This window comes from Thermosporothrix hazakensis, from assembly GCF_003253565.1.
In the GTDB taxonomy this organism is placed as follows: domain Bacteria; phylum Chloroflexota; class Ktedonobacteria; order Ktedonobacterales; family Ktedonobacteraceae; genus Thermosporothrix; species Thermosporothrix hazakensis.
This window is the reverse complement of sequence record NZ_QKUF01000008.1, coordinates 125948-146619: the sequence shown is the minus strand read 5'-3', so window position 1 is coordinate 146619 and position 20672 is coordinate 125948. Positions and strand designations below refer to the sequence as shown.

Here is a 20672-nt window from a genome sequence, read left to right as displayed (position 1 = left end):
TGTAATCATTTCTGTCTTATTCTGTATCATCATCTCTTCTATGGAAGAGGTAGAAGGAAAGAAGAACGGTGAAAGATGAAAGATATTGGTGACACGATAGGGACAAATCGAATTATCTTTGTTTCGCCGACTGCTTCGCAACCTCTCTCAAACTGGACGTTTCTCATTGAGCAGCAGGGAGACATCCGGGCGCTCAAGCTCTGGCCCGAGGTCCACTTTTCGAGTGCGCAAGAACGTCATGCCTTTCTGGATCGAGGGCACAAACTGACGGAAGTGCAGCACCCGTCACTACTTCCCGTTCTTGACTGTGGCATGGATGCAGATGCGCCATTTCTGGTGCTTCATGAGGAGGTGGCGCGCGGAGAGACTGCCCGTTTGCGCTTGCTTGCCTCCGGTCAGCCCTTCTCGATAGACGAGATGCGCGCTATCATTGGAGCGGTCGGCCATGCGTTGGATGCACTTCATCAGCAGGGGCTGGTGCATGGATGCCTGACCCCCGAGGCCATTCTATTGACGGGTGACAGCACGGCTCGGCTTGCCGGATACCTGCCGTTTGAGCCGGCTGATACCACGCTCAGTCGGCCTTATACGCCAACGGAACAGGCATACAGCAGGCAGGGAGATATCTATGCACTTGCCGGAGTCGCGTACGAATTGGTAACCGGAAAGCAACCGACGGAGCCGCTCGTGTTCGAGGCTTCCATTCCCGTAGCGATTCAGCAGGCATTGCTGGAAGCGCGTGACCCGCAGCCCGAGCGACGATTTTCTACTATAGAAGATCTATTGAAGGCGCTCGATATCCCGTCTGCTATAGCGGAAGCGCCGACGATCCGTATCGCTCGTAAAGATGTCGTATCCAGCCAGCCGCCACCAATCGAGGAGCCCGAGGAAGAGGCGCCCGAAGAAGAGGTATTCCAGCGTGAGGAAGAGCCGACGATCCGGCAGGCGCCTGAGTCGCTGCAATTTCCCACGCCACCGCCATACACAACCAGTGCGAAGCCTCGCAAGGGGTTGCGTATCGGGTGCCTTGCTCTGGTCGCGGTGATCGTGCTCGCGTCGCTTGGCATCCTCTTGCACAACATCTTACCGGCAAGCAGTGCATCGATCAAGATAACGCCAATCTCGCACCAGGTAACGGAGTCTCTGGGTCCCTATCAACTGACGAGCCAGAGCAATATTGCACAGCAGCAGTTCAAAGGTCGCTTGCTCCGCGTCACATCTTCCAAACAGGCGCAGACGGTGAAGGCGAGCAGGAATGGACATATAGACGGGACAGAGGCGCACGGGAAGCTGGTGCTCTCGAACGCCAGTGTTCCCCGGATATTGTTCAACACCTATCTCATCATCAACCTGGATAATGGGTTGACAGTCACGACTGATGCCAATATCTTCCTGAACTCTATTGGCTCAACAACGGTGAATGCGCGAGTGACAAAGGCGGGCACGGTCGGGAATATTGCTCCCTATACCATTTCGGGTCTCTATGAAATAACGGGCGAAAACGTCACTGTCTATATTGAGAATCCCGAGGCGTTTACTGGCGGCAAAGATCCCTATGATGGACCAATTATTCAGGAAGTGGATGTCAGCAACGCGGAAAACGCGCTTCAGAATAAACTGCAAAAGGAAGCAGAAGCGAGCATACAGAAGCAAGTGCGCCCCGGTGAAGTGCTGCTGGATAGCCCTTCCTGTGAGCGAAAGTTTCAGAATAATCATAAAGCTGGCGATCCGGCCTCCTCGGTGACGGTGAGCGGTACCCTTGTCTGTTCCCAGGTCGCCTATGACAGGGAGGAGGTCACAGCGGCAATGCTGCACCATATGCAGGAAAAGGTGCAGAAGCAGTATGGTCCGCATTACAACCTTTCGAAGGCATTTGAACCGAAAATCACAGGTTCCATTATCAGTAACAAAGGATGGTTGACTGTCTCCACCGCTGATCTCTGGATTTATCAGTTTAGCGAGGTGCAGAAGCAGGCCGCGAAAGATATAGCTGGAAAGTCGCAGGATGAGGCGCTATCGATCCTCAAAAAGAAGTATGGGGTGAAAGAGGGCCTGATACATGTGAGTGGTTTCGGGTTGCATCTTCCGAGCTCACCCGACGCGATCACCTTCACGATTGGCAAGCCATAAGCTTCGCAGCGCCAGCAAAAAGGGAGCAGTGACAACGGGCAAACGTTCTCACTGCTCTTTCTCATTACGCTTGAGGCTGCTCGCTTTCCAGCGAAAGCACGCCTGCATTGTAGTCATAGGCGAAGAGCTCCGCATAGCGCCCCCAGTCGATCGCGGTTGAGAGCAGGGTTTCGGCGTCCTCGCTGCTCATAAAGTCTTCCAGTTCACGCAGGAAGCGCTCTTCTGGTGCGCGGTGATCGGGCCGAGTGTGCAGCACAGACTGAATATGAGTGACCAGCGGCACATGCGCGATAAGCTGGCTGGCAAAGATCTGCTTCTGTTCCTCGGTGTCGCCGCGCGCGAATGTCTGGCCGGTTGGCAACAGGATGATATCGCCCTCCTCGACCCGGGCGAAGCCAAGCAGCTCGGCAGCGTCGGTCAGCGGGAACAGGTCGTCAACTTCCAGTTGCATCGACGAAGCCAGATACGGCAGATCGGCGCGGCCCTTGTGGGTCTCTTTTGCCAGCAATTCAAGCAGGCTCCCAAGCTGCTCGATAGAAGCGCCCGGCAACCGGTAGGCGATCGAGGTGCGATCTGCTCCGGCTAGCGGCGTGGCGGTCGGCTTCTCTGGCGTCGTCATAATCGTATAGATGTGCTCGACCAGCTCGCGGAACTCTGGCTGTTCGCGGTTGCGCGGTCGCGGCAACGTCACCGGAATCTCGGCGCGGATGCGCCCGGGGTTGGCGCTCAGGACAACGATGCGATCCGCCATAATGACTGCTTCCTCGATGTTATGCGTGACGATCAGCAGAGAGCGCATGGAGATACGCTGCTTCTGCCACAGCTCCAGGAGCTCGCTCCGCAGGCGCTCGGCGGTCAGCACATCCAGCGCACTGAACGGCTCATCCATAAAGAGGATGTCGGGATTGGTGACGAGGGCCCGCGCAAAGCCGACTCGCTGCCGCATACCGCCCGACAGCTCCTTCGGGTAGGCCGACTCAAAGCCATCAAGGCCAATAATGTCGATGGCTTCCAGAGCTCGACGAGCGCGTTCAGCCGCTGGAACACCCATAGTTTCCAGCCCGAGTTCAACGTTCTGCTGTACCGTCAGCCAGGGGAAGAGAGCGAATGTCTGAAAAACCATTGCCATACCCGGCATCGGACCAACAACCGGACGGTTGCGATAGGTCACACTGCCAGTGGTGGGCGTAATCAGCCCGATGAGTGAGCGGAGCAGCGTGGACTTTCCGGACCCCGAGCGACCGAGCAGCGCCACAATCTCACCCTCATGCAGGGTCAGGTTGATATTTTCGAGGACGTGCAGATCATGACCCTCGGGCGTTTTAAACGATTTTGTCAGGTTGCTTGCTTTGAGAAGAGGAGCGCCCGCGTTTCGCGCTGTATTCTGCTTTGTAAGCTCTTTGATCAGTGTTTTCATAGTAGATATCCTCCTTGCACCTTTCTCTGTTTTTCGCTAGTGGAGCCTATGCCAGGCTGAAACGCTCTTCGGCCAGTCGATAGAGACGCCGCCAGAGCAGCCGATTAAAGGTGAGCACGAGCAGTCCCATAATCAGCATGCCGAGCGCTACATGCGGGTTGAATTCGCCGGTACTCCATCGAGCAATAAAGGCTCCGAGGCCGGTTGCTACCAGCGTGGTCGATCCCCAGGACACCACCTCTGCAACAATGGAGGCGTTCCAGGAGCCGCCAGAGGCCGTAATACCTCCGGTGACAAGGGAGGGGAAGACACCCGGAATGATGAGCTTCTTCCACCAGAGCCAGCCCCAGGGGCGTAACCCCATGACGCGGGCGGATTCTTTCAGATCATTGGGAATGCTGAGCGTTCCCGCGATCACATTGAACAGGATGTACCACTGTGTACCAAGCACGATCAGCGGCGAGAGCCAGATTTCAGGGTTGAGCGAGAAATGCGCGATCAACACAACTGCCAGCGGGAACAGCAGGTTCGCCGGGAATGCCGCCAGGAACTGCGCCAGTGGCTGAATCGACTGGGCGAGGCGTGGTCGCAGACCGATCCAGACTCCAACCGGCACCCAGATCAGCGCCGCGATGACAATCATGACCGCGACACGCAGCATGGTCAGCAGGCCGAGCCCGATCGCCTCTCCAATCTCCGCAATCGCAACCTGTCCGGGCTCTGTCATGGCCTCGGCGCAGCGGACTTGCAGGTTGGCGGGCGTCGCGACGCCGGATGCATGCAAGGTCATGTTCAGCGCGGGTGAGATCTGTGTTCCCTGCTTGCTTGCTGCGCACACGTTTGACAGGTACACGGTCTGATCCTGGCCGACTGTGACGCCGGCCTGCTGGAACTGTCGGGCAACCTCGGGTGTCATCCCGGTGTTCAGGTTGGGATTGGGTTGCAGCAGCCGCCCGTTCGCGAAACCAAGCGATGGACCAAGCATATAGTGCGCAAGCATCCAGGCAAACGCCACAAAACCAAGCAGAATCACGCCATTCCAGAGAGCGTCTGTCCAGCGGGCACTTCTTCGCGTGGTCGCTGGCTGCTCAAGCGGCTTGCCGGGCCGGTCCCCACGACCAGTAGAGAGGGTCACGCGCTCAAAGAGCGTTGCCGGAAACCTCGCCAGAGTGTGCAGGAAACGCGAGCGCTGGATCAGTGTCAGCATCCAGGAACCGGGCTTTTCCTGCGCGCCCGACTGCTCGAATTTGAACTTGTCGGACCAGGCAACGATAGGCCGGAAGGCAAGCTGATCATACAGCAGCACCAGCAGCAGCAGCGCGAGCGCCGCATAGACCATTGCAGGGATGTTCCCGCGATCAATTGCCAGCGCGATATAGGAGCCAAGCCCCGGCAGATACTGGCTATGATCGCGCCCCACGACGCTGATGACCTCCGAGGCCACCACAAAGAACCAGCCCCCCGAAACGGACATCATCGTGTTCCAGATTAAGCCCTGCATCGAGAAGGGCACTTCCAGCTTCCAGAATTTCTGCCATGCCGACAGCCGCAGGACCGCCGCCGCCTCTTTCAGTTCTTTCGGCACGGTCACGAGCGAATGATAAAAGCTAAAGGTCATATTCCAGACCTGAGAGGTAAAAATGGCAAAGATACTGGCCGCTTCCAGACCAAGCATATTCCCATGAAAAAGACCCAGAAAAATGGTGGTCGTGACCGTCAGAAAGCCAAGAATGGGCAACGACTGCAAGAAATCGAGAATCGGGATCAGCACCTTTTCCGCCTTGCGCGATTTCGCCGCGACGGTGGCGTAAAGAAAGGTGAACAGCAGGCTACAGAGTACCGCAATGAGCATCCGAAAAATGGTGCGTAGCCCATAATAAGGCAGATGCACGGGATCAAGGCTGACCAGAAGATCTGGTGTGTGCTCATCGAAGGGCCGAGATGCGCCCTTGAAGGCAATGGTAAGCAGCGCTAGAAGCACCATAAACAGCGGAATAATCACGAAATCCCAGCGTGAAAAGTAGCGTTCTGGCTTCAGCGAGCCTGCCGCAGGTAGGAGAAAGCGCATCATAGTTTGTACCTCCTTTCGACAGGTCATACTGTTGTATTGCACCCGTGTTCGATCGATAAAATAGTAGTTTAGCTCACTCTGAGGTGTAGAGAATAGTGAGACAGGATAAAACCAGTTTTCAGGTATTGCCTATCTTTTCGGGCATAAAAGAGCCACTCATGCACCTGGAAAAGTCATGAGAAGGCGTGAAAAGGAAGAAGCTGCCGGGATCCGAGTATTGATCTGCTTCGATGTATGCTTGCAAACAAGCGATCTCTCTGGCAATCAGACCCCGGCACCTGTCAGTCAACGTGACTTGAGTTTGCCAGTTTCGCGGCCCAGCGAGCCCGTGCGAGCGCTATCGGGTTCGGGGATGCGCTTGCGCTCCGCCTCATTCGTCTGCTCGGATAGAGAATACCGCGTCAAAGCGAGCCGCCGCTGAACGCCTGAAAGGCAGGCCAAAGATTGCTGTGTTTTCTGCTGTGGAGCCGAGCCCATACGTTGTTTACCTCCCTGACAGAATAAAAGAGTTCAAGCATAATCGGGTTTTCGCGCACGTTGGATAAACAGGCACATAGAACAGAAACATAGATGTCATGCTATGCGTCACTGCAAAGGGCGCAACGATGCCCGGGATTGGTGGAAGATGAGGGAAAACAACGCAAGCCACAAAGGGCTGCACGTTCAACAGAACGCGTTCTGCTCAGAAAAGAGCGCAGGGCACAATTGAGGATAATCCCTCACACTTCTCGCCATATAGTGTTGTGTTGGCTGGTACCAGGCGAGAAGTGCGGGTAAGTGAGGATCTATTGAGGCATTGAGAAAGCGGCTTATCTTCTAGCGCCGCTCTCGCAGTGATTTTCACTTATCCTTGTTTCATCGCCAGCACCAGTACTAGGGTAAGGTTCGTCAGGACGTCTACTACTGTCACCGTCCATACATGTTTTCTCCTGGTGTGCGTTTCAATGGAACGGAGCGAGGGTCTTTTTCTCACTCCCTGACTACTATAGCTCATATCGGCAGCAGAAGTCAAGAGAAATAGCCCCTGTCAGGAAGAAAGCACACAATTTTGAGCAAATCTTGAGCATCCCTGAGTACGTAGAGCAAGAGGAGAAGAGGCGTAAGGCCCCTTCTCCCGGGCTTATTTGACGACGAGAAGGAGAGGTATCGACTGTGTATCTTTTGCAGTCTGCTTGTTGCCTGTCACTGTCCAGAGGGTATCACCGTTTGCGGCTTGCAGTGCTACAAGCGAGCCCGGCGGCGTGGCGACCAGAACCGCGTTCTTGTCCAGCCCGATGGAGCCGCCCCCCTGGAACGGATGCTGCCATTTAATCCGACCATCTGTGCGATTCAAGGCAAAGATGGTGTTCACCGTACTGTTCGCGGTTCCTGCCCGGGTGCTGACGATATAAACGGTATCTGTATCGACAAGCGGCGTATCCAGGTATGCTTGCTCGGAAAGTTGCTTCGTCCAGCCGAGCTGGCCGCTTTTAGCGTTCAGCGTGATAAGTGATCCGTCATACGTACTGGCATACACTGTGTCGTTGGCAATCGTGATATTCTGATAGATGGGCTGACTGATCTGTTGAGACCAGAGCGTTTGGCCATCACGCGGATCAAGTGCATAAATGTAGCTCGGAATATCGGGCGCTAAATGGTGCACGCTGGTATGCGTTGATTTCAGATAGAGTTTGCCGTTGATCAGCAGTGGCGCATCGTAGTACTGGGTCTCATCAATCTGCTGATACCAGAGCTCGCGACCGGTCTTGCTGTCGAGCGCGAACACCGTATTGTAGATGCTGGCATAGACCACGCCGTTCTGGACGAAGGGCCGGTTTGCGTCAAGACCGCTGCCTTCATTGCTGTAGGCGATCGTGTGCGAGTTATATTCCCAGCACTTCTGGCCCGTTTTCGCGTCTACAGCATAAAACTTGCCGTTGCGCTGCCCGACAAAGATCTTGCCATCAGCATAGACGGGCCCGCTCAGAAAGCCGGTGTCATAGTCACTGCTCCGCTGTTCGGATGAGCCCTGTGGCAGCGGGAACGAGGAGCTCCCGAAAGTGGTTTTCCCGAGCACTTCGCCGCTCTCCGCGTTGATGGTCAGCAGCACATTATCGGTCAGCCTGTTCGAGCCGCTGGTATAGGCACTGACATAGACAAGATGCCCGGCGACGGTGAACGGGTTGACTGGCGACACCGTATAGGGCGCGAGGTTCCGAGACCAGAGCAGTTGATGAGTGTTCGGGTCGCGTCGCTCAAGCACAGCGGTCTGTCCGGTATCAAAGCTGATCATATAGATCCCCGGCGTGTTTGGCTCTTTGGGCGTAGTTTGCTGTGGCTTACAGGCGCCGTCAAAGGTAATAGTGTAGCTATTCCGCGGGCCTCCCAGGCCGCTGCGATTGATTTTGGAGAACAGATAGGCCATGCTGCCGACCAGAAGCGCGACCAGAAGCACAGCAGCAAGCAGGCTGAATGTACGGAGATACGTTCTTCTGGCCTTCTTTGGTTGCGCTTTTGGGAGCGAGAACATCATATCGTCACTGTCGTCTTGCGCGGCAGTTTGATGGGCGGCGAGAGCCCTTTTCAGGCGCTTCTGGACGCGCTCCAGCGAGCGCTGATTCTTCTTCGAGAGCGGCTGATAGAAGCTATAGAGCGACCGAACCAGGCGCGCATCATCTTCGGAGACAAAGGAAGCAGATGCACGGTCTGTCTGTTCGTCTATTATATCAGGAGAAAAAGTGTTCTCTTCATGCATCATACATTTTATCTCCTCTGGTTCTTTTATAGATAGAGCGCAGGTTCTTCATGGTGCGGGTAAGAATCATCCGAATCGCCCCGCTGCTTTTACCCAATATTTTTGCTATCTCTTCGCAACTGAGACTATGCCCGAAGCGAAGACGGAGTACTTCTTGCTGCACAGATGGGAGCTTCTCTAGCGATGAATGCAGAAATGCATATTCTTCCTGTTTAAGAAGCTGATACTCTGGCCCGTCATTTTCGTCCTCAAAGAGGCTATCACCAATAGCGCCCAATGCTACTTTTGGGTGACGGCTATTACGGCGATGCTGATCGATCATCTTATTTTGGGCTACGCGCCAGAGCCATGCACGCTGTCTTTGCACATCGAGCTTACTGAAATGGGGATGCTCAAGGGCAGCCAGGAAGGCTTCATATAACACGTCTTCGGCGTCGTCCCGCGATTGCAGCCGTTTCAGCAGATAGGCGAAAAGGGCCGGTGCATGAAGCTGGTACAGCTCTGTATAGATGTCCATGTGAATACGCTGACTTTGTTGCTGCATTTCAATTGTCCATTTCTGAGATCTCGCTTATATATCGTGGAGCCCGGGGAAATGTCACACCGAGATGAAGAAGAGGACTGAAGAGATGGGCGACTTGATCGGGCTTGTTGACTGCCGGGCCTTTCCGGATATGCTACCGAAAAGTGAAAAATATATGATATCATCTAGTCATTATAGGTTAGCTCATTTACCATAACCTGAGACTATTTGAGTAAGATGGAGAATAAAATATGCTGCTTGCCGGTGATATAGGCGGTACAAAGGCGAACCTCGCTATTTTTGCCTCTCCCGATACATTACGAACTCCAGTTGCCCAGATGAAGCTGCGGTGTAACCAGTATTCCAGTATGGCTGAACTGGTACGTGATTTTCTGAAGCAGGTGGGTGGCGATTATACTTTTACCGCTGCCTGCTTTGGCGTTGCGGGTCCGGTCTTAAACAATAAGGCGAATATCACAAATCTGCCGTGGAGTATTGATGCAGACGAATTGGAGAAAGAGTTACAAATTCCTCATGTCTTTCTGCTGAACGATCTTGAAGCAATCGCGGCGGGCGTGCCACTGCTGCATCAGGATGAGCTCTATTGCCTGAACGAGGGCACGCCTGTTGAGCATGGAACGCTTGGCGTGGTTGCCCCTGGAACTGGCCTGGGCGAGGCATTTCTGACCTATGAAGACGGCGGCTATCGTTCCCATGCTACCGAGGGCGGGCATGCGTCCTTTGCCCCGATCACGCCGGAACAGCTTGAGCTCCTGCGTTTCCTGATGCAGAAATTACCGCATGTGAGCTTTGAAATGGTCTGTTCCGGGATTGGCCTTCCCAATATCTACGATTATTTGAAATCAACCGGTCGCTATGAAGAGCCGAGCTGGCTGACCGAAGCTCTGGCCTCCGCGAAAGATCGTACCCCTGTGATCGTGCAGGCCGCGCAGGCTGACAAAGCCGTGCAACTCTGCGTGGAGACTGTGCGCATGTTTGTCTCGATTCTGGGTGCCGAGGCCGGGAATATGGCACTCAAAGTGCTGGCAACCGGCGGCATCTATATCGGAGGCGGCGTACCCTGCCACATCCTCCCTTTTATGAAGGAATCTACCTTTATGGAAGCGTTCAAGCACAAAGGGCGCTTCTCTGGCTTGCTCGCCCGGATCCCCGTGCAGGTCATCCTCACCTCTGAGGTGGGCCTGATTGGCGCCGCCCATTTTGGCTTCACCCACTAATTTTTACGTACGCCAAAAGAACAAGTGAATAACCCTTGACAGAAACCGATATATCGTTTACACTATCGATAACGATATAACGATATATCGGTTTGCAGGAAAGGAGTTATACCCTTATGTTTGGTGGACGATTCAACAGGCGCTTTGCCTTCGGCTTTACTGGCCCGCAGACGCACGAGTGGCAACGAAGAGGACACGGTCACGAACAGCGGCGGCATCATCATGAGATGCGTATGCGGCGCAACATCTTCGGTCCTGAGGGCCCGTTTGGCCCTGAAGGCCCGTTTGGCCAGGAAGGCCCATTCAACCCGCATCACGGGCGACGTTTCTTCGGACGCGGCGACCTCAAATTTGCGCTGCTGGAACTGCTACAGGAGCGCTCAATGCACGGCTACGAGATGATGAAAGAGCTGGAAGAGAAGTCGGGCGGCTTCTATGTGCCGAGCGCCGGTTCGGTGTATCCGACGTTACAGATGCTCGAAGATCGTGGCTTTGTCTCCGTTCGTGAGAGCGATGGACGCAAGGTGTACAGCATTACAGATGCCGGGCGGGATTTCCTGATAAGCCATCAGAAAGGCCCTGAGGCGCGTTGGGAGATGAACTGGAAACGCGTGGCGGCGCAAAAGCATCAACTCAAGCATGAACTGCGTGATCTCGGGCGCGAGGCCGCCGAAGTGATGCGCCTCTTCGGGATGACCAGTCGTAGCGTGATGATGCGTCCGGAACTGCTCCCGCGCTTGCGCTCTCTACTGGAACATGTGCGCAAAGAGCTGCTGAGTATTCTGTCCGAGAGTAGCAATCCACCGGATGACAGAGCCGAGCCGAAAGAGTAGGCAAGGCGCTCTTTCCCCGGAACTGTTACCCTTCGTGATTGTCTGGCGGGTCCTCATGTCGGAGTATGCTGGCACCTGCCCGCACTCCGCTTGATGCTCCCGAGGAAGGAGGTCAACGGATGAGCTTACTGCTGGCCCGGTATTACATTCAGCTCTATTGCCGATCTTTTCGTTTTTGCCTCTGCTCTCGTCGGGTCGCGCCCCCTTTCGCTCTCTGCGACCTTGCGAGCGCGCAAAAAGGTAACATATCTTCTCCTATGTGTTCTATTCACTTTCCATTTTTTAGTATGACAAAAAATTGCCTTAAACCAGACTGGAAGCCGAACGAGAGGAAGGAAAACCCTGCCAAAATGCGGCCTCTCTCTCGTTCAGGAGAATAAATTGTATCTGTCTTCTGTTTCAATAGATGAGTACGAAGATACTGAAGAAAGAGAAAGAAAGCATGCAGTTGATACAACGAACCCAGAAGGATCTTCTCTTCTCGGCTGTGGAGTGGTCCCGTAATCTGGAGCAGACCGTTTTCTTTGATGCAACCTTGCAGGCCTGGAATGTCGTTTCGTATGAAGATGTAGCGCGTGTCCTGGGTGATCGTGAACTGTTTGCGCTTGAGCCCGGTCAGCAGGCGTACCCGCAGGTGCTCCCTGGCTTTGTTGAAACACTCAAGCGGGATCCTGAGCGATATCAACGCTTACGCACGAGTGTCATGAAGACCCTGACTTCCGAGTTGCTGGAGCAGCTAGAGTCCCGTATTACTGCCAGCGCTCGTCTCCTCTTTGATCGTATTGACTACACCAGCGGGCGTATTGAGCTGATTCAGGTGCTGGCGAACCCGTTACCAGACCTCCTTATTTCCGAATTGCTCGGGATTCCCGCTCGCTATCAAGACGCGTTTGAACGATGGTCGTATGTCCTGACGTCAGGTTCCTGGCAACGGGGGGATGGCGAGGAAGTGACGGCGCACGAGCTGAAACATATGCGCTCTCTTGTCCATGAGATAGTGCGCGAGAAGCGCCGTCAGCCGCAGGACGACCTGCTCACCCTGATGCTGAATGATGGGTATGATGAGCAGGAGCTTCTGGAGTTCATCACGCTGCTGCTGGCGGTGGGGCATGATGCACTCCAGACGCTGCTGTGTAATGTCGTCCTGTGCTTTGAGCGGTATCCAGGAGTGCTGGAAGCGTTGCGCGAGAATCCGGCCTTGATCCCTTCGGCCATTGAAGAGGTCTTACGCTTTATGCCATCGGTGCATGCGGTCTCTCGTGTTGTAACTGCTGATACAATACTTGGTGGCCAGCAGTTGAGCACGGGCGAGCGGGTTATTGTCTGGATTGATACCGCGAATCGTGATAAGAAGCGCTTTCAGCAGCCCGAAGACTTTGACATCAAGCGCCCGTTGAATCAGCACCTTGCCTTTGGACATGGGATCTATGCCTGTCTGGGGGCGCCGCTGGCTCGTCTGGGGGTGAAGGTTGCGCTCAGCGAGATGCTTGATCGCTTCCCGGGGCGCTGGACTGTTCCTGTTGAGCTCATTGAGACCGCTTCTGGCGCCGGTCCTGCCGGGTTGCGCGTGCTCCGCCTACCGATGGCCTGGGGAGCATAACGGCTCCTCGTTCTCTGCGGAATCGTTGATATGAATGCTGAAAAGAAGCCCTTCCTCGTCACAAAGAAGAAGGGCTTTTGTGTTATGCTGCTATCGCTGTGAGAGGGCTTGCTGCCAGGCATGAACAGGCGGCACCTCGTCGAGCTCGGAGCGTGTGTGCACATCGATAAAGACCGGCTCATTGCTTGCCAGTCCCTCAGTGATCGCGTCAACAAGCTGGTCGGGGTGTGTGATGCGAATGCCGCGTACGCCGAAGCCCTCGGCGACCGTTGCCGCGTCCATTTTCCCGGTAAAATCGACGCTCAGGTAGCGCTGACCGTAGTAGAGGTGTTGCAACATCTTGATCCAGCCAAACGAGCCGTTATTGAAGTGAATCAGCGTGATGGGTAGTTTCAGCATGCCGATGGTTGCCAGCTCGGTACCGGACATGCCGAATGAGCCATCGCCTACGAGGCCAACGATGCGTTCTCCGGGGCGGGCGTAGTAGGCACCAACGGTCGCAGGAAGCGCGTAGCCGAGGCCTCCATGTGCCCGGGGAATCACAACCGAGCGACCGGGACGCCGGGTGCGGAACTGGGAAGCGGTAAAGGGCGTCATCGTGCCGGGATCGGCCACAACAACGACATCTTCGGGCGTGTGCTGCCAGAGAGTTTCAATGATTCTCTGCGGCACAACGGGCACATCGGGACGCGTTGCGTTGCGGGCGACGGCTTCCCAGAAGGGGGCTGCCAGCTCCTCAAGCTTCTCCGGGGTCACGCTGCGCTGTGGCGCCGAGATGCTGCGCTGCGAAATCAGCTCAAGCAGGGCGGCAAGCGATTCCTTGATGTCTCCACAGGCTGCGACAGTGGCGGGCACGTTATTACCGAGCTCAAGCGGATCGACGTTGAGCTGCAACACGGTTGCTGTAGGGGCTGGAACCGTGCCCTTGAGCGTCGTCAGCGAGTTGACCTTCGAGCCCAGGTAGAAAATACAATCAGCCTCGGCCATAAGCTGATTCGCGTAGGGCCGTGCGCCATTTCCGCCGATGACGCCGACGCTCCACGGGTGCATCTCGTTGATGCTGCCTTTTCCGTTGATAGTCGTTGCCACTGGAATATGCAGCCGCTCGGCAAGCGCGGTGATCTCATCCCATGCACCGGAGAGCACAGCACCGCCACCCGCGATAATCAGGGGCCGGCTGGCCTTCAGCAGGGCGTCAAGTATGGCTTCCAGCGCGACCCGGGGGGCCTGCGTGCGATAGGCTGGATAGACCGTGCACGCTTCTTCGGCGTGCAATGCAGGTGAGGGCAGCTCTTCCCCTAAAACATCTTCGGGCAGGACGATATGAGCGACACCGCCGCGTCCGGTAGTAGCGGCCCGGAACGCACGTTGTACGATGTCCGGGAGCATGGAGGGCCGTTTGACGACACCTCGCCACTTGGTCGCTGCCTCAAGCAGCCGCGCCTGATCGATCGCGGTCAGGGTGCCTTTCCCCTCGTCAACAACCGGCACATCCGAGGTAAAAACGATCATGGGAACCGACGAGCCGTTTGCTTCGGCAATGCCCGGGATCACATAGGTTGCGCCGCCACCGCTTGGCGCCTCGGTAATCCCTGGCCGGTGCGAGAGCCGTGCATAGGTATCCGCCATAAAAGCCGCTGATCGCTCGTCGCGTGCCATAATATGTTGTATGTCGTCTCGTGCTGCATAGAGCGCATCATAGAAGTGCATGGTGGTATCACCTGGAACGCCAAAAATATGCTGCACTTTATACGCCTTCAGCAGTTCAACCAGAACCTGAGCGGTGTTCATGCTTCTCTCTCCTTCCTTGCTGAGAGCCGGGTCTAGTAGGTGACAAAGATCCGCTTCTGAACGCCGTCAATTCGCGCTTTGCCGCCATTTGGAAGAATCAATTGCGGGTCGGTATGCCCGAAATCGACGTTAAAGACGATCGTTGCCGCTGGATTATATTCATGAAACGCCTGTAGAATGGCGTCTCGTTGCTCTTGATAGTAACGTGCCTTCTGTTCGGCTGTGAATGGCTGATTGTGGTCCCAGGCCTTTGGGCGCCCCACGATCACGGCAGGGAACTGTTTCAACAGGCCGCGTTCACCCATGCACATCAGGATGCGATAAACCTCAAGAGCAGATGGCATCTCTTCAGAGGTCTCGATGTAGAAGATGGAGCCGGCATAGCTCTCCACGGGCTGGATGTAGCGATTGGCTCGCATATTCCAGTCCAGAATTTCCAGGTTTCCGCCCCAGGTGGTGCCTTCGATGACCTCCCCGGCATTGTGCCAGGTCCAGCCTTCTCCGGGGAACATGTGCGGCTCCTTCCTGACAAACTCGGGGTCTCGCCAGTCTCCGGGCTCGTCGGTCCAGTGGAGAGCGGGCTTGAGCTCATATTCTCCCCGGGTGAAGAGCGCCTGCTTGAGCGAGGTAACCGTGTCGGGATGCATGGAGCCCCCACGCCCGAAGTGCACCAGAATCGAGCCGCCATGATATGAGACAATACCCAGATTCCAGAGATAGTTGTGCAGATTGGTATTATCACTGTACCCGAAAAATGGCTTCGGGTTTGCGCGGATCAGCTCGGGATCAAGGTACTTTAACACTTTTAGTTGATCGTCTCCACCAATAGAGGCGATCAGGGCCTTGATCTCAGGATCGCGAAAGGCGGCATGGATATCGCGTGCTCGATCTTCGGGGCGAGAGTGCATTTTTCGCGTGGTTGGATACTCAACAGGCTGAAGTCCGAAGAGATCGCGCAAGCGCTGTAGACCCAGTTCGTAGACATCGGGGAAGATTTCGGGCAGGCCAGATGAGGGGGAGAGGATCGCTACTTTGTCGCCTGCTTGCACCGGTGCAGGATACTGGAAATTCCGTGTAAACATCAGACCACCTTTTTTGAATTTCTGCCGTACGCTATGTATAGAGAATGTGAGAGAATACGAAAACCATGAAAAAGGAGGAAAGCCCTCGATAGCGCTCCTCCTGTCGCGGTAGTCGATATACTGTTCATTGTACCCGAAGTGGTGCCCGTTTGCCAATCCACTGATTTCAATCTCAGACGCGCCCGGGATGCCCGTGCACTCCTCGCTTGCTCTCTTTCGTGTGCACCGAGGGGTCATTGCTTGACAGATACACGATATGTGGTGTTTGCTTTGCACTATAGGGTCGCAGAGGCTCAGAAAAAAGCGGAGTAAGAAGCATGAAACTGTATGCAATCAGTGATATTCATATAGGGCATGATGCCAACCGGGAGGCGCTGAAGGCTCTTCCTGCCTACCCGGAAGATTGGTTGATTCTGGCGGGCGATGTCGGCGAAACGGAGGAGCAGCTTCATTTTGCGCTCAGCGAGCTCTCCCGGCGGTTCGCCCGGCTGTTCTGGGTGCCGGGAAATCATGACCTCTGGACGCTTCCCGGGCGTGATGGCAGAGACGAGCTGCGTGGAGAGGCAAAGTATCAACGGCTGGTGCAGATTTGCCGGGAGCATGGAGCGCTGACCCCGGAAGATCCCTATGTCCCCTGGCCCGGGGACGGCGGTCAGACGGTTATTGCGCCGCTTTTTGTGCTCTATGATTATAGTTTTCGTCCGGCTTCGGTGCCACTGGATCAGGTCGTTGCATGGGCCGCGGAACAGCATTCGGTCTGTGCCGATGAATATGTGCTCCATGCCGATCCCTACCCATCGCGGGCCGCCTGGTGCGCCGCACGCTGCGATTATACCGAGCGACGACTTCAGGCGCTTGCTCCGGCGCAATCGGTTGTGCTGGTGAATCACTTTCCCTTGCGACAGCAGTTCACCCGGCGGCTTCAGCGTATCCCGCGCTTTGCGCCCTGGTGTGGCACGACGTATACCGAGCAGTGGCACACGCGCTATGGGGCTTCGGTGGTCGTGTATGGCCATTTGCATATTCGCGCTACCGATTACGTTGATGGGGTTCGTTTTGAAGAGGTCTCGCTTGGCTATCCGCGCCAATGGAGGCAGGAGCGAGGGATGCAGGGCTATCTGCGCGAGATTCTGTCCTGAACCCCGTTGCTATTCCTGCACATCGGGCCGCGAAAAGAGAGAAAATGCCTGTATGAGTTCCAGAAGCAAGCATGCATGCTATATACTGGAGAGAGATATTTTTCTCTCTATTTCATTTTGAAGGAAAGGACAGCGTATGTCATCCAGCTATATGACCGATGCCGAAAATGTGGCTGAAATGGCTCGTCTTACCAAGCAAGCACAGGCGTTGACACAATACTGTGGTCTGTTTCCGCGTGAAGATGTTCTGGGACGGGCGCAAGCGGTTCTCGATATTGCCTGCGGTCCAGGTGAATGGGCGCTGGAAGTGGCGCGGCGCTATCCGCATTGTCATGTGATAGGCGTCGATATCAGCTCGATTATGATTGCATATGCGAATATGTGTGTGCAAGATGAGGGTTTGCAGCACGTTGAGTTCTATCAGAAGGACGTCAGGCCCGGTCTGGACTATCCCGATGCCTCTTTCGATGTGGTTCATGCGCGGCTGATAACCTCGTTTTTGAGCGCTGAGAACTGGCCGCATCTCCTGCGGGAGTGCCTGCGCGTCCTGCGGCCTGGTGGCGTGTTCTGTACCATTGAATGCGAGATGCTGGGCGGCATCACCACCAGCCCCTCGCTGACACGCTACAACTCCCTGTTTATTCAGGCGATGCGCAAGGCGGGCCATTGTTTCACCGAGACTGGCGACTTCGCGGGTGTGACGGCGGTCCAGGGACGTTTGCTGCAAGAGGCGGGCTTTGTGAATATCGAGCAGCGCGGCCATGTGATGAACTATTCGGCTGGTATGCCTGCCCATACATCGGCGTTTGAGAATGCAGCGACCGTGATGAAGCTGCTGCAACCTCTGATTGTTCGCTCTGGCATCAGCACGCAGGAGGAGCTCGACATGCTCTATGCCCGGGCAACGGCAGAGATGCAGCAAGAGAATTTCTGTGGTATCTGGTTTTTGCAGTCGGGAATTGGCTTTAAACCACAGGAATAAGAGAAAGCGAAAAAGGCCTCGAAACATGATATACTATGTTCAACACCGTATGTTTGTTGAATAGAGTCAGAGAGGCCTCTATGCAAAAAGAGATTGTAAATCCTCCAGAACTTGCCCGGCCAGGCGGCTACAATCACGGCATCCTGGTTGAAGGTGGCCGCCTGCTTTTTCTGGCCGGACAGACCGCCCTCAATGCGCAGGGCCAGATCGTGGCACCCGGCGATCTGGTCGAGCAATACAGGCAGGTGCTCCAGAACCTGAAAACCGTCGTCGAGCGTGCTGGCGGCACAATGACAGACATTGTTCAGCTCACGTTCTTTGTGCGGGATCGCGACGAGTATAAAGCACATCTAGAGGAATTAGGGCAGGTGCATCGCTCCTTCTTCGGGCGCTATTACCCTGCAATCGCTCTTTTAGAGATATCGCGCTTTTTCGATGATGATGTGCTGATCGAGATTCAGGGGATAGCGATGCTTCACGCGTAGCAGTCGGAAAGGAGCGCTATGGCTTTATGGATTTTGCTTTGACCCCGGAACAACAACGGATTCAAGCACGCGCCCGGCGTTTCGCACAGGAAGAGGTTGCCCCTGTAGCTCGTCAGGCGGATGAGAGCGGCGTATTTCCCGCACACCTGGTCCCGCGCCTTGCTGAACTGGGTTTGCTGGCCGGCCCGCTTGAGCAGCGTTACGGTGGCTCCGGCATGGACTTCGTCAGCTATGCGCTGCTGTGCGAAGAACTGGGGCGCGTCGATTCGTCGGTGCGTGGCTTCCTGACGGTTCATGCCAGCCTGGTTGCTCTCTGCATTCAGGAGTGGGGGACCGAGGAGCAGAAACAGCGCTATTTGCCGCTGCTGGCGCGGGGCGAGTGGATCGGCTGCTATGCGCTGACTGAGGCGCAGGCCGGTTCCGACGCAGCAAGCATGCAAACACTGGCGAAGGACGAGGGCGACCACTTTCTGTTGTCCGGTGAAAAGATCTGGATTACCAATGGTCTCAGTGCGCGCCTCGCGATCGTCTTTGCCACGCAGGCGCCAGAGAAGCGGCACAAAGGAATCTGTGCGTTTCTGGTCGAGACCGATACTCCCGGCTTTGTGCGGCACCCCATGCCCGGAAAGGAGCTCGGTCATCGCGCCTCGGAGCATGCCCGCATCACATTGGAGGGGTGTCGTGTGCCGAAGAGCGCGCTGCTTGGGGAGCCGGGCGAGGGCTTCAAGGTGGCGATGTCGGCGCTGGATCGGGGCCGTCTGGGGGTCGCTGCCGGGGCTGTCGGGATTGCGCAGGGCTGCCTGGATGCCTGTATTGTCTATGCCCGGGAGCGCCGCCAGTTCGGACAACGGATCGGCGATTTTCAGATGCTTCAGGCAACGCTGGCCGACATGGCTGCCTCGGTTGATGCCGCTCGCCTGCTCACCTATCGCGCGGCATGGCTGAAAGATCAGGGTTTACCAACCACCCGGGCGACCTCTATCGCCAAGCTATTTGCGACCGAAGCCGCGATGAAGGCCGCATCAGAGGCGGTCCTGTTGCATGGCAATCGCGGCTACTCCAACGAATACCCCGTCGAGCGCTTTTATCGCGATATCAAGGGTTTGCAGATTTACGAGGGAACAAGTCACATCCAGCGAGTGATTATTGCACGCGACCTTCTTGGAAAAGAGAAGTAGCGCACAAAGTACGAACAGAGACGTTTGTATAGCAGTAAAGCGGCATAACGAGCGACGTTATGTTCGGCGTTCCTGAGACCGCGCATGGTGGCGCGTGAAAAGGAGGAATGCGCATGGCCTACCCCGAGTACTGGAATCCCAAAACCGAGACCCTTCCCCGCGAAGAGCTACAGGCCCTGCAACTGCATAAGCTGCGACGTATGTGTGAATGGGCGTACGCAAAGAGCCCATTTCATAAGCGGCGCTTTGAGGCCGCCGGTTTTCACCCCGATCAGCTACAACGCCTGGACGATATCCGTCGTATTCCGCTGATGACGCGTGAGGAGTGGATGGAAGCCCAGATAGACAACCCTCTTTTCGGCGACCTGCTGGCAACCGACCAGACCAATGCTATTCGCTATCACCTGACGTCGGGCACCTCCGGTCGCACGCCGATTCGTGTGCTGGATAGCATGAAAGACTGGGACTGGATCAGCGAGATGTGGGCCTACGGCTTCTGGGCGTTTGGTGTACGGCCCACCGACACCGTGTATTTTGCTTTCGGCTATGGCTCCTTCATTGGCTTCTGGGGCGCTCACTACTGCTGCGAGAAGCTCGGGGCGCTTGTAATCCCGGGTGGAGCGCAGACAACCGAGGCGCGTATCAAGCAGATTATCGAAATGGGTGCGACTACTGTCTGCTCGACTCCTACCTATGCGCTGCACATGTGGCAGAAGGCGCAGGAACTGGGCATTGATATCGTGAAGGAGGGCCGCGTCAATAAACTGATATTATCAGGCGAGCCAGCGGGCTCTATTCCGGCGGTCAAGCGCCAGCTTGAAGAGGCCTGGGGAGCCAGGGTCGGTGATACAGCGGGCATGACCGAAGTTGGCACCATCATGATTTTTGAGTGCTCGCATCAGCCGGGTGGTACCCATATTATTGAGGACCATTTTCTTGAAGAGGTTCTTCATCCTCAGACCGGCGAGCCGGTTGGCTATGGGGAGCTCGGGGAGCGGGTTGTGACCTCATTCGGGCGCGGCTTCATTCCGGCGATTCGCTACCGCTCGAAAGATATGGTTGTGCGCGTTCCTGCCAGCACCTGTACCTGTGGGCGTACCTGGGATATCTACGAAGGTGGCATACGCGGACGTTGGGACGATATGAAGCTGATTCGTGGCACGAATGTCTATCCACGCGCTGTAGAAGCCATTATTCGTGAATACGCATCCATTGATGAGTTTCAGATCTACCTCTGGCGCAAAGACAATCTTCAGGATGAAATCACGATCAGGCTGGAGTTGAAGCCGGGCCACGAGGGCGAATGGGAGCAGCTCCGGCAGCAGCTCGGCAAGGATCTTGCGAATGCGCATGAGGGGCTGCGTTTCAACCTTGAACTGATGGAATATGGCACGCTGCCGCATTTTGAGTTAAAGGCACGACGTTTGATAGATGCGCGACCGGTTGCGCAGTATTAAAGTGCAGGAGGT

The 20672-nt window shown here is 55.7% G+C and carries 16 protein-coding genes; 9 read left to right on the top strand and 7 right to left on the bottom strand.

Annotated elements, in window-relative coordinates:
- The first annotated feature begins 75 nt into the window (after window positions 1-75).
- Entirely contained in the window at window positions 76-2130 is a 2055-nt protein-coding gene (locus tag EI42_RS13775) for a protein kinase domain-containing protein (RefSeq protein WP_111322911.1), read from the top strand.
- Window positions 2131-2194: 64 nt separating this feature from the next.
- On the opposite strand, the gene EI42_RS13770 is transcribed toward EI42_RS13775, so the two are convergent.
- The 5 genes from EI42_RS13770 to EI42_RS13750 form a co-directional block, all read right to left on the bottom strand.
- Complete coding sequence (locus EI42_RS13770; RefSeq protein ID WP_111322909.1) at window positions 2195-3547, bottom strand: ABC transporter ATP-binding protein; 1353 nt, start codon at window positions 3545-3547, stop codon at window positions 2195-2197.
- A 46-nt stretch (window positions 3548-3593) separates the two neighbouring features.
- Entirely contained in the window at window positions 3594-5615 is a 2022-nt protein-coding gene (locus tag EI42_RS13765; protein WP_111323091.1) for an ABC transporter permease subunit, read from the bottom strand.
- 288 nt (window positions 5616-5903) lie between these two features.
- On the bottom strand, window positions 5904-6095 hold the full coding sequence (locus EI42_RS13760; RefSeq protein WP_111322907.1) for a hypothetical protein: 192 nt from the start codon (window positions 6093-6095) through the stop codon (window positions 5904-5906).
- 643 nt (window positions 6096-6738) lie between these two features.
- Window positions 6739-8355: an outer membrane protein assembly factor BamB family protein gene (locus EI42_RS13755; protein WP_111322905.1), complete on the bottom strand. Its 1617-nt coding sequence runs from the start codon at window positions 8353-8355 to the stop codon at window positions 6739-6741.
- Entirely contained in the window at window positions 8345-8869 is a 525-nt protein-coding gene (locus tag EI42_RS13750; protein ID WP_211326163.1) for an RNA polymerase sigma factor, read from the bottom strand. The genes EI42_RS13755 and EI42_RS13750 overlap by 11 nt, the downstream gene beginning before the upstream one ends.
- Window positions 8870-9126: 257 nt before the next feature.
- Here EI42_RS13750 and glk point away from each other — a divergent pair, with 257 nt between their 5' ends.
- From glk to EI42_RS13735, 3 genes are all read left to right on the top strand, one after another.
- Complete coding sequence (gene glk / locus EI42_RS13745) at window positions 9127-10113, top strand: glucokinase (RefSeq protein WP_111322901.1); 987 nt, start codon at window positions 9127-9129, stop codon at window positions 10111-10113.
- Between the two features lie 116 nt (window positions 10114-10229).
- Window positions 10230-10946, top strand: a complete 717-nt coding sequence (locus EI42_RS13740) for a PadR family transcriptional regulator (protein ID WP_111322899.1) — start codon at window positions 10230-10232, stop codon at window positions 10944-10946.
- A gap of 442 nt (window positions 10947-11388) precedes the next feature.
- Entirely contained in the window at window positions 11389-12546 is a 1158-nt protein-coding gene (locus EI42_RS13735) for a cytochrome P450 (RefSeq protein ID WP_170142605.1), read from the top strand.
- 90 nt (window positions 12547-12636) lie between these two features.
- Here the strand turns inward: EI42_RS13735 and EI42_RS13730 are convergent, their stop codons facing one another.
- Both EI42_RS13730 and EI42_RS13725 read right to left on the bottom strand, forming a co-directional pair.
- Entirely contained in the window at window positions 12637-14337 is a 1701-nt protein-coding gene (locus EI42_RS13730) for a thiamine pyrophosphate-binding protein (RefSeq protein ID WP_111322895.1), read from the bottom strand.
- A gap of 32 nt (window positions 14338-14369) precedes the next feature.
- Window positions 14370-15419 (bottom strand): S66 family peptidase, encoded by a 1050-nt coding sequence (locus EI42_RS13725; RefSeq protein WP_111322893.1) that lies wholly within the window; start codon window positions 15417-15419, stop codon window positions 14370-14372.
- 317 nt (window positions 15420-15736) lie between these two features.
- Between EI42_RS13725 and EI42_RS13720 the strand changes: the two genes are divergently transcribed.
- The 5 genes from EI42_RS13720 (at window position 15737) to EI42_RS13700 (ending at window position 20660) form a co-directional block, all read left to right on the top strand.
- Window positions 15737-16558, top strand: coding sequence for a metallophosphoesterase family protein (locus EI42_RS13720; protein WP_111322891.1), 822 nt, complete (start codon window positions 15737-15739; stop codon window positions 16556-16558).
- 136 nt (window positions 16559-16694) lie between these two features.
- Window positions 16695-17540: a class I SAM-dependent methyltransferase gene (locus EI42_RS13715; protein ID WP_111322889.1), complete on the top strand. Its 846-nt coding sequence runs from the start codon at window positions 16695-16697 to the stop codon at window positions 17538-17540.
- A gap of 80 nt (window positions 17541-17620) precedes the next feature.
- Window positions 17621-18025: a RidA family protein gene (locus EI42_RS13710; RefSeq protein WP_111322887.1), complete on the top strand. Its 405-nt coding sequence runs from the start codon at window positions 17621-17623 to the stop codon at window positions 18023-18025.
- 26 nt (window positions 18026-18051) lie between these two features.
- Window positions 18052-19203 (top strand): acyl-CoA dehydrogenase family protein, encoded by a 1152-nt coding sequence (locus tag EI42_RS13705; RefSeq protein ID WP_111322885.1) that lies wholly within the window; start codon window positions 18052-18054, stop codon window positions 19201-19203.
- Window positions 19204-19316: 113 nt separating this feature from the next.
- A complete protein-coding gene (locus EI42_RS13700; RefSeq protein ID WP_111322883.1) occupies window positions 19317-20660 on the top strand; it encodes a phenylacetate--CoA ligase family protein in 1344 nt (447 codons plus the stop codon).
- Window positions 20661-20672 lie beyond the last annotated feature (12 nt).

Excerpts from the sequence above, each read along its gene's own strand:
- EI42_RS13770 (WP_111322909.1), bottom strand. The coding sequence starts at position 3,547 with ATGAAAACACTGATCAAAGAGCTTACAAAGCAGAATACAGCGCGAAAC.
- EI42_RS13750 (WP_211326163.1), bottom strand. The coding sequence starts at position 8,869 with ATGGACATCTATACAGAGCTGTACCAGCTTCATGCACCGGCCCTTTTC.
- EI42_RS13725 (WP_111322893.1), bottom strand. The coding sequence starts at position 15,419 with ATGTTTACACGGAATTTCCAGTATCCTGCACCGGTGCAAGCAGGCGAC.
- glk (WP_111322901.1), top strand. The coding sequence starts at position 9,127 with ATGCTGCTTGCCGGTGATATAGGCGGTACAAAGGCGAACCTCGCTATT.
- EI42_RS13765 (WP_111323091.1), bottom strand. The coding sequence starts at position 5,615 with ATGCGCTTTCTCCTACCTGCGGCAGGCTCGCTGAAGCCAGAACGCTAC.
- EI42_RS13715 (WP_111322889.1), top strand. The coding sequence starts at position 16,695 with ATGTCATCCAGCTATATGACCGATGCCGAAAATGTGGCTGAAATGGCT.
- EI42_RS13760 (WP_111322907.1), bottom strand. The coding sequence starts at position 6,095 with ATGGGCTCGGCTCCACAGCAGAAAACACAGCAATCTTTGGCCTGCCTT.
- EI42_RS13730 (WP_111322895.1), bottom strand. The coding sequence starts at position 14,337 with ATGAACACCGCTCAGGTTCTGGTTGAACTGCTGAAGGCGTATAAAGTG.
- EI42_RS13740 (WP_111322899.1), top strand. The coding sequence starts at position 10,230 with ATGTTTGGTGGACGATTCAACAGGCGCTTTGCCTTCGGCTTTACTGGC.
- EI42_RS13710 (WP_111322887.1), top strand. The coding sequence starts at position 17,621 with ATGCAAAAAGAGATTGTAAATCCTCCAGAACTTGCCCGGCCAGGCGGC.
- EI42_RS13720 (WP_111322891.1), top strand. The coding sequence starts at position 15,737 with ATGAAACTGTATGCAATCAGTGATATTCATATAGGGCATGATGCCAAC.
- EI42_RS13705 (WP_111322885.1), top strand. The coding sequence starts at position 18,052 with ATGGATTTTGCTTTGACCCCGGAACAACAACGGATTCAAGCACGCGCC.
- EI42_RS13775 (WP_111322911.1), top strand. The coding sequence starts at position 76 with ATGAAAGATATTGGTGACACGATAGGGACAAATCGAATTATCTTTGTT.
- EI42_RS13755 (WP_111322905.1), bottom strand. The coding sequence starts at position 8,355 with ATGATGCATGAAGAGAACACTTTTTCTCCTGATATAATAGACGAACAG.
- EI42_RS13700 (WP_111322883.1), top strand. The coding sequence starts at position 19,317 with ATGGCCTACCCCGAGTACTGGAATCCCAAAACCGAGACCCTTCCCCGC.
- EI42_RS13735 (WP_170142605.1), top strand. The coding sequence starts at position 11,389 with ATGCAGTTGATACAACGAACCCAGAAGGATCTTCTCTTCTCGGCTGTG.